This is a genomic window from Trueperaceae bacterium (genome assembly GCA_023954415.1).
Lineage (GTDB): Bacteria > Deinococcota > Deinococci > Deinococcales > Trueperaceae > JAAYYF01.
The window spans coordinates 163757-177688 of the sequence record JAMLIB010000007.1; the positions used below are offsets into that span (position 1 = coordinate 163757).

The 13932-nt window shown below is 66.7% G+C and carries 14 protein-coding genes, 1 tRNA gene and 1 pseudogene; 8 read left to right on the forward strand and 8 right to left on the reverse strand.

The genetic code is table 11. The features are described from left to right. The first annotated feature begins 182 nt into the window (after window positions 1–182). The 4 genes from M9914_10560 (at window position 183) to M9914_10575 (ending at window position 4411) form a co-directional block, all read left to right on the forward strand. Complete coding sequence (locus M9914_10560) at window positions 183–1637, forward strand: rhodanese-like domain-containing protein (GenBank protein ID MCO5174620.1); 1455 nt, start codon at window positions 183–185, stop codon at window positions 1635–1637. After that, window positions 1634–2548 (forward strand): hypothetical protein, encoded by a 915-nt coding sequence (locus M9914_10565; protein MCO5174621.1) that lies wholly within the window; start codon window positions 1634–1636, stop codon window positions 2546–2548. Before M9914_10560 ends, M9914_10565 begins: the two co-directional genes overlap by 4 nt. Window positions 2549–2692: 144 nt before the next feature. Continuing rightward, complete coding sequence (locus M9914_10570; GenBank protein ID MCO5174622.1) at window positions 2693–3664, forward strand: aldo/keto reductase; 972 nt, start codon at window positions 2693–2695, stop codon at window positions 3662–3664. A 24-nt stretch (window positions 3665–3688) separates the two neighbouring features. Further along, window positions 3689–4411, forward strand: coding sequence for a response regulator transcription factor (locus tag M9914_10575; GenBank protein ID MCO5174623.1), 723 nt, complete (start codon window positions 3689–3691; stop codon window positions 4409–4411). Here M9914_10575 and M9914_10580 read toward each other — a convergent pair. After that, window positions 4377–5423, reverse strand: a complete 1047-nt coding sequence (locus M9914_10580; GenBank protein ID MCO5174624.1) for an iron ABC transporter permease — start codon at window positions 5421–5423, stop codon at window positions 4377–4379. The genes M9914_10575 and M9914_10580 overlap by 35 nt on opposite strands. Then, window positions 5420–6268 carry an ABC transporter substrate-binding protein gene (locus tag M9914_10585; GenBank protein MCO5174625.1) on the reverse strand — a complete coding sequence of 283 codons (849 nt, stop codon included), beginning with the start codon at window positions 6266–6268 and terminating at the stop codon, window positions 5420–5422. The genes M9914_10580 and M9914_10585 overlap by 4 nt, the downstream gene beginning before the upstream one ends. Window positions 6269–6558: 290 nt before the next feature. On the opposite strand from M9914_10585, the gene M9914_10590 reads away from it, so the two are divergent. From M9914_10590 to M9914_10600, 3 genes are all read left to right on the forward strand, one after another. Further along, on the forward strand, window positions 6559–6798 hold the full coding sequence (locus tag M9914_10590; GenBank protein MCO5174626.1) for a type II toxin-antitoxin system Phd/YefM family antitoxin: 240 nt from the start codon (window positions 6559–6561) through the stop codon (window positions 6796–6798). Continuing rightward, the gene (locus tag M9914_10595; GenBank protein MCO5174627.1) at window positions 6795–7205 is read left to right on the forward strand and encodes a type II toxin-antitoxin system VapC family toxin; all 411 of its coding nucleotides are present in this window, start codon (window positions 6795–6797) and stop codon (window positions 7203–7205) included. Before M9914_10590 ends, M9914_10595 begins: the two co-directional genes overlap by 4 nt. Before the next feature lie 117 nt (window positions 7206–7322). Then, a tRNA-Val gene (locus M9914_10600) sits at window positions 7323–7397 on the forward strand. Window positions 7398–7966: 569 nt separating this feature from the next. On the opposite strand, the gene M9914_10605 is transcribed toward M9914_10600, so the two are convergent. The 3 genes from M9914_10605 to M9914_10615 all read right to left on the reverse strand — a co-directional run bounded on the left by M9914_10605 (window position 7967) and on the right by M9914_10615 (window position 10676). Then, the gene (locus tag M9914_10605; GenBank protein MCO5174628.1) at window positions 7967–9124 is read right to left on the reverse strand and encodes a site-specific integrase; all 1158 of its coding nucleotides are present in this window, start codon (window positions 9122–9124) and stop codon (window positions 7967–7969) included. 75 nt (window positions 9125–9199) lie between these two features. Further along, the gene (locus M9914_10610) at window positions 9200–9424 is read right to left on the reverse strand and encodes an excisionase family DNA-binding protein (GenBank protein ID MCO5174629.1); all 225 of its coding nucleotides are present in this window, start codon (window positions 9422–9424) and stop codon (window positions 9200–9202) included. A gap of 103 nt (window positions 9425–9527) precedes the next feature. Continuing rightward, window positions 9528–10676, reverse strand: a complete 1149-nt coding sequence (locus tag M9914_10615) for a helicase RepA family protein (GenBank protein MCO5174630.1) — start codon at window positions 10674–10676, stop codon at window positions 9528–9530. A gap of 505 nt (window positions 10677–11181) precedes the next feature. Here M9914_10615 and M9914_10620 point away from each other — a divergent pair. Next, window positions 11182–12230 (forward strand): annotated as a pseudogene (locus M9914_10620) (IS3 family transposase). Window positions 12231–12299: 69 nt separating this feature from the next. On the opposite strand, the gene M9914_10625 reads toward M9914_10620, so the two are convergent. The 3 genes from M9914_10625 to M9914_10635 all read right to left on the reverse strand — a co-directional run. Then, window positions 12300–12755 carry a hypothetical protein gene (locus M9914_10625; GenBank protein MCO5174631.1) on the reverse strand — a complete coding sequence of 152 codons (456 nt, stop codon included), beginning with the start codon at window positions 12753–12755 and terminating at the stop codon, window positions 12300–12302. Beyond that, entirely contained in the window at window positions 12752–13093 is a 342-nt protein-coding gene (locus M9914_10630; protein ID MCO5174632.1) for a hypothetical protein, read from the reverse strand. Before M9914_10630 ends, M9914_10625 begins: the two co-directional genes overlap by 4 nt. Window positions 13094–13211: 118 nt before the next feature. Then, window positions 13212–13932 (reverse strand): ImmA/IrrE family metallo-endopeptidase (locus tag M9914_10635; GenBank protein MCO5174633.1); only part of this gene is annotated, 721 nt, incomplete at its 5' end.

A 13932-nucleotide genomic window follows, 5' to 3' on the forward strand; every position in this document is an offset into this window, starting at 1 on the left:
TCGGCGCATACTCTCGGGGGAGTGGGCGCCGCGCCCACGGCGCGTTGCGCTCATGATGCGCCGGGCGCTCGCGTTGCGCTCCCGGGCCGCACGGTGCGCCGCCCACACCGCGCCGCGCCGGCAGGCATTAACCTGGGTTCCACGGCCGTTCGGACATGCGGCGCGGCTCGAGAGGGGCGGAAGTGTACTTCCAACAGTTCTACGATCACGACCTCGCCCAGGGCAGCTACCTGATCGGCTGCCAGGCCAGCGGCGAGGCGGTCGTCGTAGACCCGCGGCGCGACGTCCGGGTCTACCTCGAGGCGGCCGCGGCCGAGGGCCTGCGCATCGTCGCCGTCACCGACACCCACATCCACGCCGATTACGTGTCGGGTGCCCGGGAGCTGGCCGCGGCCGCCGGGGCGGAGCTCTACCTCTCCGACGAGGGCGGCCCCGACTGGCGTTACGCCTTCGACCACCGCGGGCTCACGCACGGGAGCGTCATCAGGGTGGGCAACGTGACGCTCGAGGCCCTCCACACGCCCGGCCACACGCCGGAACACCTCGCGCTCCTCGTGACCGACGGCGCGCGCTCCGCGCTGCCCTCCCACCTCCTCAGCGGCGACTTCGTGTTCGTCGGGGACGTCGGTCGCCCCGACCTGCTCGACGCCGTGGCGGGCGGCGCCGGCACGCGCTTCGAGGGTGCGCGGCGCCTCTTCGCCAGCCTCCGCGACCGCTTCCTCACCCTGCCCGACCACGTGCAGGTCTGGCCAGGCCACGGCGCCGGGAGCGCGTGCGGCAAGGCGCTCGGGGCGGTGGCCAGCAGCACGGTGGGCTTCGAGCGCCTCACCGCCTGGTGGGCGCCGTACTTGGCGGCTGGCGACGAGGCCGGCTTCACGACGGCCCTGCTCGAAGGCCAGCCGGACGCCCCCACCTACTTCGGGCGCATGAAGCGTGTCAACCGCGACGGCCCGCCCGTCCTCGGCGACCGCGGACCGCTGCGCCGCCTCTCTTCAGGCGAGCTGCGGGGCCGCGTGAACCGCGACCTCGTCCTGGTGGACACGCGCACGGTCGCCGAGCAGCGTTCCGGCTCCGTCGCGGGCGCTCTGGCCGTGCCGGGTGGCGCTTCCTTCGCCACGTACGCCGCGTGGGTCATCGACCCCGACGTCGAGACGCGCGAGATCGTCCTCCTCGCCACCGGCGCGGAGCATGCGCGGGCGCTGAGCGAGCGGCTGACCCGCGTCGGGATAGACGGGGCGAGGGGCTACCTGACCTCCGTGGAAGGCTTGGAGGTTGCGCCCCTGCCGCTCTTGCGACCCGAGGGCGGTGACGCGCTCGCGGGTGCCGACGTGCTGGACGTGCGCACGGCGAGCGAGCATGCCGCGAAACATCTTCCGGGCGCCAGGCAGATCGCCGCCGGCAACGTGTTGGCGCGGCTCCAGGAGCTGCCGCGCGGCCGCAGGCTCGTGGTCCACTGCCAAGGCGGCGGGCGGGCGGCGGCGGTGGCCAGCGCCTTGAGGAACAGGGGCTTCGCCAACGTCGTCGAGCTGGACGGCAGCCTGGACGTGTGGCTCGAGCGCGTCGGCCACGCTCCGGGTGGGGCGGCTCCGAGTGGCGGCGCTATGGCAGGCGGCGCGGAAGGGGTGAGCGCAACGTGACCGAACCGAGTGGAAGACCGTCGCCGCGTGGGGGCGGCTGGTGGCCGCTGGCCCTGATCGCGCTCGGGGTCGTGATACTCGCCGGCAACCTGGGGTTGGGCCTCGGCCCCGTCTGGCGCTTCCTCGGCAACCTGTTGGCGTACTGGCCCGTCGCCCTCATAGCCGTCGGGGCCGACATGCTGACGCGCGGGCGTTACCGGCTGCTCGTCGCGTCCTTGGCCGTCGGCGTGGTCGTCGTGCTCGCCGCCTACGGCGGCGGCGGGGGCGGTAGCCAGTCCATCAGCATCAGCGAGCCCGTTGGCGCGGCGACGAGCGCTCGCGTCGTACTCGATGTGGGTGTCAGCCCGCTGCGCTTGAGCGCGGCACAGGGCGGCGGCGACCTGATCCGAGGCACCGTGAGCCAAGCGGCCGGCGAGCGCATCGAGCGTTCGACCTCGTTCCGCGACGGCCGTGCCGAGGTGAGCATCAGGGCGCGCCGGCGCGCCTGGTTGCCGTTCTCATGGGGCGGCGGCAGGGGCGGCGCCTGGGACCTCACCCTGGATCAGGACGTGCCGACCGAGCTGGTCATAGACGGTGGGGTAGGCAACGTGGACCTGGACCTGGCCGCGGCCAGGCTGACCCGCCTCGACCTCGACTCCGGGGTGGGGAGCTTGACCGTCACCCTGCCGCGGGCAGGCGGCTTCACGGGTGAGATCGACGGTGGGGTCGGGAGCGTCACCCTCCTCGTGCCCGAGGGCTTGGCGTTGACGCTTGAGGTCGATACCGGCATCGGTTCCGTGCGCGTCGGATCCGGCTTCGAGCGTAACGGCAACGTCTACGCGAGCCCTGCCGCGGTGGCGGGAGAACTCCCGGCGGCCCGGCTGAGCCTCGACGTCGGGGTCGGCAGCGTGGAAGTGAGGTCGGTCCGGTGAGCGGGCCGAACGTGGCGGTCGCCGTCTAACTGGCCCGGGAGCTCGGTCCGGAGAGTACTGTCGTGACGGTAGCCGTCGGTACGGGCCTCAACTACCTGGTGGGAGACCTGTTCGGGGCGTAGCGACGGAGAGAAGAGGCGGCATATGCAGTACAGGCAACTGGGACGCACGGGGGTCAAGGTGTCGAGCGTCTGCCTCGGCACCATGACCTTCGGCGGTGAGGCGGACGAGGCGGAGGCGGCGCGCATCTTCGAGCGCAGCCTGGGGGCGGGCGTCAACTTCGTCGACACGGCCGACGTCTACAACGCCGGCCGCACGGAGGAGATCGTCGGCCGGCTCATGAAGGGCAGGCGCGACGACATCGTGCTGGTGAGCAAGGTGTTCGGGCGCGCTTACCCGGAGCCCAACTCGGGCGGCTCGTCGAGGCGCCACATCGTGCGCGCCGTCGAGGCCTCGCTCAGGCGCCTCGGCACCGACAGGCTCGACGTCTACCTCCTGCACCAGTTCGACGTGAACGTGTCGCTGGAGGAGACCCTGCGCGCCCTCGACGACCTCGTGCGCCGCGGGCTCGTGCTGTACGTGGGCGCGAGCAACTTCGCCGCCTGGCAGTACATGAAGGCCATCGGGATCTCGGAGCGCGCCGGGCTGGAGCGCTTCGCCGTGATACAGCCCATGTACAACCTGGTGAAGCGCCAGGCGGAGGTCGAGATCCTCCCGCTGGCCTTGGCCGAGCGGCTCGGGGTCATGGCGTTCAGCCCCCTCGGCGCCGGCCTGCTGTCCGGCAAGTACGGCGCCGCCGGCGTGAGCGGCCGCCTCGTGGATAACGCGCGCTACCACACGCGCTACGGGCACGAGAGCTACGCGGAGACGGCCGAGCGTTTCGTAGCATATGCAAGACGCGTCGGCGTCGACCCGGTGACGCTGGCCGTCGCTTGGTGCTCGTCGCATCCGGCCGTCACGGCGGCCATCGTCGGGGCCAGGAGCGTGGAGCAGCTGGAGCCGTCCCTCGCCGCGGCCGAGTTCGTCATGAGCGAGACCATGCGCGACGAGATCACGGCGCTCTCGCCAGAGGTCCCGCCGGCTCACGACAGGCGCGAGGAGGCCGCGACCGGTTGACGCTGGGGAAGAAGCGAGCCTGCGATGACTAGCGCGAAGGTACTGATCGTCGAGGACGAGGCCGCCTTGGCCTCGGTCCTGAAGGACAACCTGGAGGCCGAGGGCTTCGAGGTCCGCCACGCCCCCGACGGACGGGCCGGAGCGGCGACCTGGCGCGACGAGTGCCCGGACCTGGTCGTCCTCGACGTCATGCTGCCGCACAAGGACGGATACACGCTCTGCCGCGAGCGGCGCAAGGCCGGCGATGCCACGCCCGTCCTCTTCCTCTCCGCCAAGGGGAGCCCGGAGGAGCGCGTGGCCGGGCTGGAGGCGGGGGGCGACGACTACCTCGCCAAGCCCTTCCACCTGCCCGAGTTCCTCCTGCGGGTGCGCAAGCTCCTCGACCGCTCGGGCGCGCTGCGCGCCGTGAACGCGCGGCTGGTCTTCGGCGAGAACACCGTCGACCTCCTGTCGTGGACGGCCAGGGCGGCCGACGGCCGCGAGCTCCTGCTTGGCGAGCGCGAGGTGGGCATCTTGCGCCTGCTCGCGAGCCGGGCCGGTGAGGTCGTGAGCCGCGACGAGATCCTCGACGCCGTGTGGGGCAAGGGCGCGTTCCCGAGCAGCCGCACGGTGGATAACTTCGTGGTGCGCCTCAGGCGCCACTTCGAGCCCGACCCGGCGCAGCCGATCTACTTCCACACCGTGTGGGGCGTCGGTTACCGCTTCACGCCGCTCACCAACCACCAGCGCCGCGCCCGCGGCCGGTGAGCCAGAAGAAGAGCGGCCCGCCGACCACCGTCGTCAGGACGCCGAGCGGCAGCTCCATGGGGGCTATGAGGTTGCGCGCGAGCGCGTCGCCGACGGTGACCACGGCGGCGCCCCCCAGGACGGCCGCGGGCAGGAGCGACCGGTGGTCGTCCCCGATGAGCAGGCGCACCGCGAACGGCACGATCAGCCCGATGAACGCGATGCTGCCTGCGTAACCGACCACGGTGCCCGTCGCCACGCCCGCCAGGCAGGCGAGCGCGAGGCGGACGCGGCCAACGTCGACGCCGAGCGCCTGGGCCGTCCCCTCGTCCAGCAGGAGGATGTTGAGGACCTGCGCTCGCCGCCTGAGCAGCGCGCCCGCCACCAGCATTAGGACGGCGGCCACGCCGACGTCCTGCCAGAAGACACTGGTGAGCGCGCCGAGGGTGAGGGAGGTCGCGTCCGGCATGCCCGGCTTGCGGAACGCGCTCACGAGCAAGGTCACGACGCCTCCCAGGAAGAGCTGCAGGGCCACGCCGGCGAGCACGAGGGTGAGCCGGTCCGAGCGGCCGTGCCGCCGCGCGAAGCGGAGGAGCCAGACGACGCTCGCGACGGCCGCGAGGGTGCCGGCCACCGGCAGGACCCAGCGCCCCAGGCTCACGAGGCCGAGGACGTAGGCGAGCACCACGCCCAGCGTGGCCGCGCCGCTCACCCCGAGGAGCGTGGGTTCGGCCAGCTGGTTGCGGAAGGCGACCTGCAGGGCGACGCCGGCGAGGGCGAGCGCCGCGCCGACGACCACGCCCATCAGGACGCGGGGCAGACGGATGTTCCAGAGGACCGCGCTCTGCTGCCGTGAGAACTCGATGCCGGTCTGGATCCCGGCCTTCTCGAGCGCTATCCCAACGACCTGGGCGGGCGCGATCCTCACGGCGCCCCAACCGAGCGAGAGCATCAGCCCGCCCAGCAGGAGCGCCGCGAGGATCATGAAGGTGAGCCGCCGCCGAGAGGCGGCGCGCTCGCCCGTTGTGGTCACTGCAGCGAGTACAGGTAGTCGACCAGCTCGGTCAGGGCGTCGCCGGTACGGAGGCCGAGGCCGAGGAAGTAGAGGTCCTCGAAGACCTTGAGGTGCTTGCCGGCCGCGGCCGGGGTATCGCTGATGCCGGGAATCTCGAAGACGGCGTCCTCGCTGCCGAGGGCCGCGATGCCGCGGTCGGTGACGATGAGCGCGTCGGGAGCCGCTGCGGCGATGGCCTCGGGCGTGAAGGGGGCGTAGCCGGAGAAGCCGAGCTCGGCGCCCACGTCGATGGCGCCAGCCACCTCGATCAGGACGTTGGACGCGGTGTTCGTGCCGCCGGCGAACTGCATGCTGCGCGCGCCGAGGTACAGGAAGAGGACGCGGGGCTTCGGATCGAGCTCGGCGCCGCGCGCGGCCGCGGCGGCCAGCTTGGCGCTCATGGCCTCGGCGACCTCCTCGCCCTTGGCCTGGGCGCCGACGAGCTCGGCGACGAGGCGCACGTTGGCGGCCGGGGTCTCGAGCGAGGGCTCGTCACCGACGTGCACGACGCGGACACCGGCGGCCTCGAGCTGGGCGAGGACCTCGGGCGGCCCGGCCTGGTTGTTGGCGATGACGAGCGTCGGCTCGAAGGCCATGAGGGCCTCGGCCGAGAGGCGACCGTAGTAGCCGACGTTGGGGAGGTCGTTGGCCGCGGCGGGGTAGACCGAGGTGGCGTCGACGGCGACGAGCTGGTCCTGGGCGTCGAGGGCGTAGACGATCTCCGTGACCTCGCCCGCGAGCGAGATGATCCGCTCGGCGGCGGCCTGGGAGGCGAAGGCCAGGGCGAAGGCGAAGATGGACAGAGCTAGTGAGCGCAGTTTCATGACTGCTCCTTCCGGGAGGGGCGGTGGGGATCGTGGGTAGCGTCGCTGCCGGGCGGCTCGTGAACGGCGAGCGCGCTCGGACGGCTCCCACGCGCGACAGTCGGATTATCCCTAGGGAGTTCGTGCGAATTGTCACGAATCGGTAAGGAGGCCACCGCGCCGCTTCGCGCCGGGGGCTTTTCCGGCCACGTGACGGTCGAGGCGCCTGTGCCTTGGGTACCCCGGTTAGCACCCTCACGAGTTGCCGCGGTGGTAATATTCGGCCTAGACAGACTAGATGGAGGCTTGGAATGGCATGGCAGGTCCAGGAGGCGAAGCAGAGGTTCAGCGAGCTACTGCGCAAGGCTCAAGAGGACGGGCCGCAGATCGTGACGCGCCACGGTGAAGAGGTGGCGGTGATCGTCTCGGCCGAGACCTATGCCAAGCTGACCGGGGAGCTCGACTTCAAGGCGTTCCTCCTGGCTGTGCCCGACTTGAGCGACTTGGAGATCGAGCGCTCACGCGAACCCGCCCGCCGGGTCGAGCTGTGAGCTACCTGCTCGACACGAACGTGATATCCGAGATCAGGAAGGCCAACGCGAACACGGGGGTAAGGGCCTGGCTCGCGGGCGTGCAGAACCGTCAACTGTTCTTGAGCGTTCTGGTGGTGGGTGAGATACGCCAGGGCATAGAGCGCTTGAGGTCGCGGGATGCGTACCGAGCTGCACAACTGGAGGCCTGGCTTGGCACCCTGGGCACCGAGTACGCCGACCGCATCCTGAGGGTCTCCATCGAAGTGGCGGAAGCGTGGGGGAGGCTGAACGCCGTGCGAACCTTGCCGGTGATCGATGGACTGCTCGCCGCTACCGCCTATGTTCACGGGCTGACCCTTGTCACGAGGAACACGGCTGATTTCGATGGCCTCGAGGTGGAAGTCTTGAACCCGTTCGAGATGTGACGGGGGCCCAGTACCGTGACGGAGGGTGTCTCGCCGACGCCTCGAGGCCTAGGCCGAGGGGGTCGGTTCATTGACGGAATCCCACCGTACCGTTACCCTATTGAGCGCTGGTCACGTGGGCGGCTAGCTCAGCGGGAGAGCACTCGCTTCACACGCGAGGGGTCACAGGTTCAATCCCTGTGCCGCCCACCACCAAAAACTACGTGTAGGACGAGGAAAGCCTCCGACAGAGTCCGGGGGCTTTCCCGGTAAATCTGCTCACACTGACCAGCACACTGACCAGTCGATGTTCGGAGGTGAGCCGGTCGCTATGTGTCGTACGCCTTTTCGCTGCGTTGATACAGGAAAGTTCGGGTGCCTCGGTTTGTCCGATAGGCGGTATGATTCCACCATCCAGTTGTGTGGTGAAGGGGTGTAGGGGCGTGAGTAAGAGAGTCTTTGGATACATCTTGGTCTCGGCTGCACTCTTGTTGTCTGTAGTGGGATTCGGCACCTCCAACGGGGTTACACGGAGTGGGTTTACCTTTTGGATCCAGACAACCGAGGTCTTTCCCATTTGGAGGAAGATCGATTGCACATTTCCGTCGCCCGACTGGAACTCAGCATCGTGCACGGGCCAATTTGCAAACGCTATTCCCCCGACCCGTAAGGTGTTCAGCATCCCGGCGATCGTCTATTTCCCGGCCCTGCTTGCGGTTGCGTTGACCGGGATTGGATTCATCGCTTTTGGAGGCCCTAAGGCGGAGTAGGCCTATGCTCGGCTATTCCTCTTCGGTTGGCGCAACGGTGGGTTGACTGACTCCAAGGAGTTGGTCGACGCTGAGTGCGCTCTTATGCCGGTGCTCTTGGAGGATGTGCCCGTAGCGGTCCATGGTGAAGCTGGTGCTGCTGTGGCCGAGGCGTTCAGAGATGCTCTTGATATCGAGGTCGTTAGTGATGAGCAGCGAGGCGTTCATGTGCCGGAAGGAGTGGATGGAGGTCTGGGGTAGTCCCGCCTTCTCCTGCTCGTTCTTGAGGATGTGAAGCAGGTTCCTGGGGTGGATGGCGGTTCCGATCTTGGTCGTGAAGACCAAGCCGGTTTCGGTCCAACTGCCGTAGCATTCCTTGCGTTCTTGCTTTTGCCGGTCATGGTGGGCGTTTAGGACGTCGAGCACGTCTTGGGAGAGGGCGACGAAACGGCGGCTCTTCTTGGTCTTGAGCGGTCCGAGTACCGGCTCATTGCCGACTAGCTTCAGGGCGTTTCGGATAAGAAGGCCATCTTCGGTGACGTCCTTCCAGCTGAGCCCTAGTAGTTCGCCACGCCTAAGGCCGGTAGCGACAAGAACGTAGAACAGCGCGTAGAGCCGGTGGCTCCTGGTGGCGTCGAGCAACTTGCGGGTCTCGTGCGGTTCGAGGATGCGTATCTTCCTCGCCTCCTCCTTCACTGGTTTCACTGTCTTCACTGGATTCTTGGCGATGAGGTCAGAGTCGGCGGCGTCCTCCATGGCGGTCCAGACAAGGCGGCGGCACTTGTTGGCGGTGGACAGCAGGCCCTTCTCAGCGATGTCGGCGACCATGCTTCGCACGTGATGCGGCTTCAGCTCTTCGAGGATGTGGTCTCCGATTCTGGGGATGATGTGCTTCTCGATCTGATGCAGGTACAGCTCTTTGGTGCGGGGTGACCAGCTGTATTGTGAATCGTTGTGCCACTTCAGGAGGTAGGCGCCGACCGTGAGGCCAGTAGCGGGCATCTCGTTTAGTTCTTGTACTTTCAGGAATTCGATGGCCTTCTCCTTGACGCCTTTCTTGGTCTTGTGGGTGATGACGTGCCGGATTCGTTCGCCTGTTTCGGGGTTGGTGCCTGCGGAGAAGCGGATTTCCCAAAGCTTGGAGCGTTCGTTGAAGTACGGCTTGTTGAGGAGCTTCTGGTACTTGCGCATGGGGTCCTCCAGAAATGAAGAAGCCCACCGCGTGGGTGGGCTCAAGGTGGCTTGGTTGTGGGAGGGCTTACGGGGTCAGTTCTCGCCTCGGAGTTCTCGTGCTGGCCAGTCGTGTAGTTCGCTGGCGGGTATGAGGATCTTGCGTTTGCCGGGCCGGACGGATCGGATGCGGCCTTCGGCTAGGAGGCGGTAGATGGTGTCGCGTCCGATGCGGCGGTCGTGCTTCAGGTAGAACTCCTTGGGAGAGTAGAACTTGGGTGGGGCCGCTGGATGCAGCCCGTTGCCTGCGAAAGTTGGCATGGATGGTGGTCCTTTCCGGCCGCCCACCTGCTCAGCTCATGGGGGCTGGGGCGGGCGGCCTAGTGAAGTTAGTGAATGCTGTGAAACTTGTTGGTAGGGGCTACTAACTGAAGTCGAACCCGTTGACTACGTCTGGCATGGGGTCCTCGTCGAGGACTGAGGTGATGGGTGTGGCCTCACTAGTTTCGTTGAGGAGTGCGAGCTTCTCCGCTACGCCGGGTGCCAACGTGTATGTCCCGAAGCTGGGCTGGTCCAGGAATCCGCGGCTCTTTAGAGCACTCAAAAGGTTGCTCGTGTGGGAGCTCGATTTACTGATGGCTGCGGCGATGTCACCGGCCGCGCAAGTTGGTGACCCGTCGGCGAGAAGCTCATTGACTACCTGTAACGTCTTGAGCTGGGTGGGGGAGACTGGGATTACTTCCTTGTAGTCCCTGACGTCGCTCTTGAGCCAAATGACGCCGTCCCGTTCGAGGGCGATATTCATTACCTCTGGTAGGTCCCGGCCGGTGACTGATAGGAAGGCGCTAGCTGAGTCACGGGGCCGGTTTAGGAGCATGAGTGTGTCGGCGGTTCCGTTGATGCCGGTGCTGCCGAGCAGTGCGTCGAACTCATCAAGGTTGTCTGCTCGCTTGCTCGTATGGTGAACGAGAACGATCGCGATGTCGAGGCGTAGGGCCAGGGCTTGCAGGCTGCCTAGGACCTGGGTGGTGTGGGCGTAATCGTCTTGCCCGGCTTGCTTCTTGGGCATGGCCTTCACCATGGTGTCGATGATGACCAGGGCTCGCTTCTCAAAATCGCCGGCCCACTCTGCGATTAGCTTTTCGATTTCCGGTAGTTTGATGCCCATGTTGTCCTGGCTGAACATGCGGAACCTGCGCGGTAGGGGATCTCCCTCGGTGAGGGCCCTAGCGCGTGCTTGCAGGCGCCTCTGGTCGTCTTCCAGGGAGAAGACGAGTACGTCGCCTTGCGGCATGGTTTCGCCCAGGAATGTGGTGCCCTCGGCCACTGCCAAGCCCATCTGCATCGCGAAGAAGCTCTTGCCGATCTTTGGCTTGCCTCCAATCACCGCTAGGCCACTGGGGAGTAGATTGGGAATCACCATCTTCACTGGGGCGAACTCCAGGTCGTCCAGCTCGTCTCCGGCAATAGACCAGGCGTGTACGCCGCTGGTCGGGGCTGAGGAGGGCGGAGGTAGCTCTAGGCTTTCTGGGGTTGCCGGGTTGTCTGTGTCTTCAAGGTTTCCTTGATTCATGGTTGATCTCCTTATGGATTCGAGCCACAAGAGAGCGAGCAGGCTAGAGCGCGCTGCTCCGGCCTGCTCGCAGGTCGTGACTTCGTGATAGGTGGTTACTTGTTGGTGTCAGCCGCTGCGTTCAGTGGCTAGTGTCGGGTTCTTCCTTGGTGATGGCCGCCACGGATTCGCGCAAGGCTTCGAGCGGGGGTGGGGCGTCGAGGGCTCCCTGGCCGTTCAGGAGGCGCCTGCGAGCGGCATGCCGAACTGCCCAGCTACGTCCGGTCGTTTGGAGAGTGGTCAGGGCTTCGCTGGAAGTGCTGGGGTTGTTGACTATTCGCCACTGCACTTCCGGGTCGGTGCTGGCTGCTAGCCCGTCCAGAGTGGCGGTGGGTGTGCTGGGGTTCCGAGCCAACTGATCTGGCCCCCGTTACCTGGTCCACCTAGAGTGAGGGTGATCCGGAGAGGGACACCCGTGAAGAAGTCAAGACGTAGCCCGGAGCAGATCATCGAGATTCTCAGGCAGATGGAAGCGAGCAAGGCGGCGGGCATGCCCGTCGCGCAGCTCTGCAAGGAGGCGGGCATCGGCGAGTGGACTTATTACCGCTGGCGCAAGCAGTACCAGGGCATGAGTAAACCCGACGCGAAGCGCCTTAAGGAGCTGGAGCGCGAGAACGCGCGCCTGAAGAAGCTCCTGGCGGAGAAGGAGCTGGATAACAGCATCCTCAAGGAGGCGCTCGAGGGAAACTACTGAGCCCGCAACGTAAGCGGGCAGCAGTGAAGCACGTGATGGAGAAACTCACGCTCAGCGAGCGGCGCGCCTGTAAGGTGCTGGGGCAGCCGCGCTCCAGCCAGCGTTACGAAGCGATACGGCCGACGCTGGACGTGGACCTGGTCAGGCGCCTGCATGAGCTCTCGGCTGAGCACCCGCGCTTCGGGTATAGGCGGATCACGGCGCTCTTGGGCCGGGAGGGGTGGCGCGTGAACCGTAAGCGCGTGCAGCGCCTGTGGCGCGAGGAGGGCCTGAAGGTGCCGCAGCAGGCCATCAAGCGCCGGCGGTTGGGTGAGGCGGGAAACGGCTGCCACCGGCGCGTGGCGACGGTAGCGCACGAGGTGTGGGCACTCGATTTCGTGATGGACGCTACCGATGACGGCAGGCGTTTGAAGATCCTGACCGTGATCGACGAGGCGAGTCGTTACGCCCTCTCGGTCAACGTGACCCGCAGCCTCACGGCGCAGGGCGTGATGCGGGAGCTGGAGCGCCTCATGACCATCCACGGGCCGCCTGACTTCATCCGTAGCGATAACGGATCGGAGTTCATCGCTGACGCCGCCAGAACCTTCCTGGCGGCCAGTGGAGTGCAGACCTTGTTCATCGAGCCGGGCTCACCGTAGCAAAACGGCTTCAACGAGAGCTTCAACGCTCGCCTGCGAGACGAGCTCTTGAACCTAGAGCTCTTCACGACCCTACACGAAGCGGAAGTCCTGATCGAGAACTGGAGGAAGTACTACAACCACGAACGGCCGCACGGCGCGCTGGAGTACGGCACCCCCGCCCAAGCGCTGGAAGCCCTGACCGATAAGAGTCGAGACAGGAACCCCTCACCAGTAGTGGACCGGCAAACGGGGTCCGCTCAAACACGGTTAGTAGATGCGAGCCCCGCGGTTGCCAGTGGGTGCGTCGGAGGGTTCGAGCAGCTGCGCGTTATCTAGCGCGGCCTCCAGCTCGACGGTGATGGGGTGTTTGCTGCCGAGTTCGTTGTCGACCTCGCAGAAGAGGTCTTCAAGGGCTTGGTAGTTGGCAGGGGTGATGGGGAGCCGGTGGCCTTGGGTCAGACGCTGCAGGTGGAGGCGTTGGCTGGGGGTGAGGGCTCGTAGGAGTTGTCTGACGGCGTTGGTGGGGCTGTTGCCGTCGTCGTTGCGGCCGCTGCCGTGGCAGTCGTCGCACGGCTCTAACGACTCGGTGGGGAGGTAGTTGCCGAAGTAGGTGCTGTAGTAGCCGGGTCCGCCGACGTAGACGAGGTAGCCGTCGCCCTGGCAGGTGTAGCACCAGGGGATCTTGGGGTCTTCGGATAGCAGGGTGGCGAGGTTGATGGTCATGCCGCGTTCGCTCCCTTCGCAAGGTGATGGACTCGGACGCTGCTGGCCGGTTGGTGGGGCTCTGGTTGATGGCGCTTGATGCTGATGAGGCGAGCTGTGCTCTGGTGTGGGGTAGCGGTGAGTACGAGCCCGTAGGGGCGCAGGAGCTGGTCGGCGGCGATGTAGGGCTCTGGGTTGGTGACCGTGAGGCAGGCGAGCTTGAGGCTGTCGGCCTGCGTGTCGTGAAGGGCGAGGGCGGTGCGGGCGGCCAGGTCGGCTAGCAGCACGTCGACGTGGTGGCTTTCGGGACTGGTGGTGAGAGCGTGGATGAGGGCGCTGAAGAGTTGCGGGAGGGTCATGTTGGGCTCCTAGAACGAAAGAGCGCCAGGACCGGTGCGGGTCGCTGGCGCTAGTGAGGGTTCGGATTGTGGGTGGGTCCAGGAAGTGAGTCGGTCAGGCTGGCGCTCCTCTCTGGGGTCAGCTGCTGAGGTAGGTGACGGGTCGGCGCTGGGGCGTCTGGCCGGCGGTAGGCGTGGCGGTGGAGGGCTCTGCTGTAGGGGTGTCAGGGTCCGCTTGGAGGTGTTCGAGGATCTGGTCGGCGGCTTTGCTGGCTCTGTCTCCGGCTTGAATGAGGTCTTCGAGGCTGTCGGTCCAGCTGGCGAGGTAGGCGAAGGAGTAGGTGCTGGTGTCGATGCCGAGAGCGTGACTGACCAGGAAGGCGGTGGTCTCGGCTTCCAGTTCGGCGCTGGGCCGGTTCTCGCTGCCGGTGTGCAGGAGCATGTGCGCCGCCTCGTGGCAGAGGGTCTTGAAGGCCTGGGTGTGACTGAGGCCTGGCCTAATGGCGATGTGCTTGGTGGCTGGCCGGTAGACGCCGAGGGCGTGTTCGTGCTGGAAGTCCCAGCTGACGCGTACGCCTTTGCTGGCGCAGAACATGGCGAGGCGGAAGTGAAGCCCGGCGAGCTTCGACTGGGCGTCGGGAGTGTCCGTGAGCAGGCGTGGGCCGTCGCGTTGTGGGATCGGTTCGCCGTCGGTCTGGGCGAGGTCGAAGACGTAGACGGTCTTGAAGCCGACGAGATTGAGCTGGTTGTCGTCGTCGGGGTCGCGGACGAGTAGTGGCGCGAGGATGGCGATGCCCTTCTCGCCTTTGCGGACGAAGCGGTTGCTGGCTTTCCAGGTGCGGTAGCCAGCGACGAGGGTG

Coding starts and splice junctions, on each gene's coding strand:
- M9914_10570 (MCO5174622.1), top strand. CDS start 2,693: ATGCAGTACAGGCAACTGGGACGCACGGGGGTCAAGGTGTCGAGCGTC.
- M9914_10575 (MCO5174623.1), top strand. CDS start 3,689: ATGACTAGCGCGAAGGTACTGATCGTCGAGGACGAGGCCGCCTTGGCC.
- M9914_10585 (MCO5174625.1), bottom strand. CDS start 6,268: ATGAAACTGCGCTCACTAGCTCTGTCCATCTTCGCCTTCGCCCTGGCC.
- M9914_10590 (MCO5174626.1), top strand. CDS start 6,559: ATGGCATGGCAGGTCCAGGAGGCGAAGCAGAGGTTCAGCGAGCTACTG.
- M9914_10605 (MCO5174628.1), bottom strand. CDS start 9,124: ATGCGCAAGTACCAGAAGCTCCTCAACAAGCCGTACTTCAACGAACGC.
- M9914_10610 (MCO5174629.1), bottom strand. CDS start 9,424: ATGCCAACTTTCGCAGGCAACGGGCTGCATCCAGCGGCCCCACCCAAG.
- M9914_10615 (MCO5174630.1), bottom strand. CDS start 10,676: ATGAATCAAGGAAACCTTGAAGACACAGACAACCCGGCAACCCCAGAA.
- M9914_10625 (MCO5174631.1), bottom strand. CDS start 12,755: ATGACCATCAACCTCGCCACCCTGCTATCCGAAGACCCCAAGATCCCC.
- M9914_10630 (MCO5174632.1), bottom strand. CDS start 13,093: ATGACCCTCCCGCAACTCTTCAGCGCCCTCATCCACGCTCTCACCACC.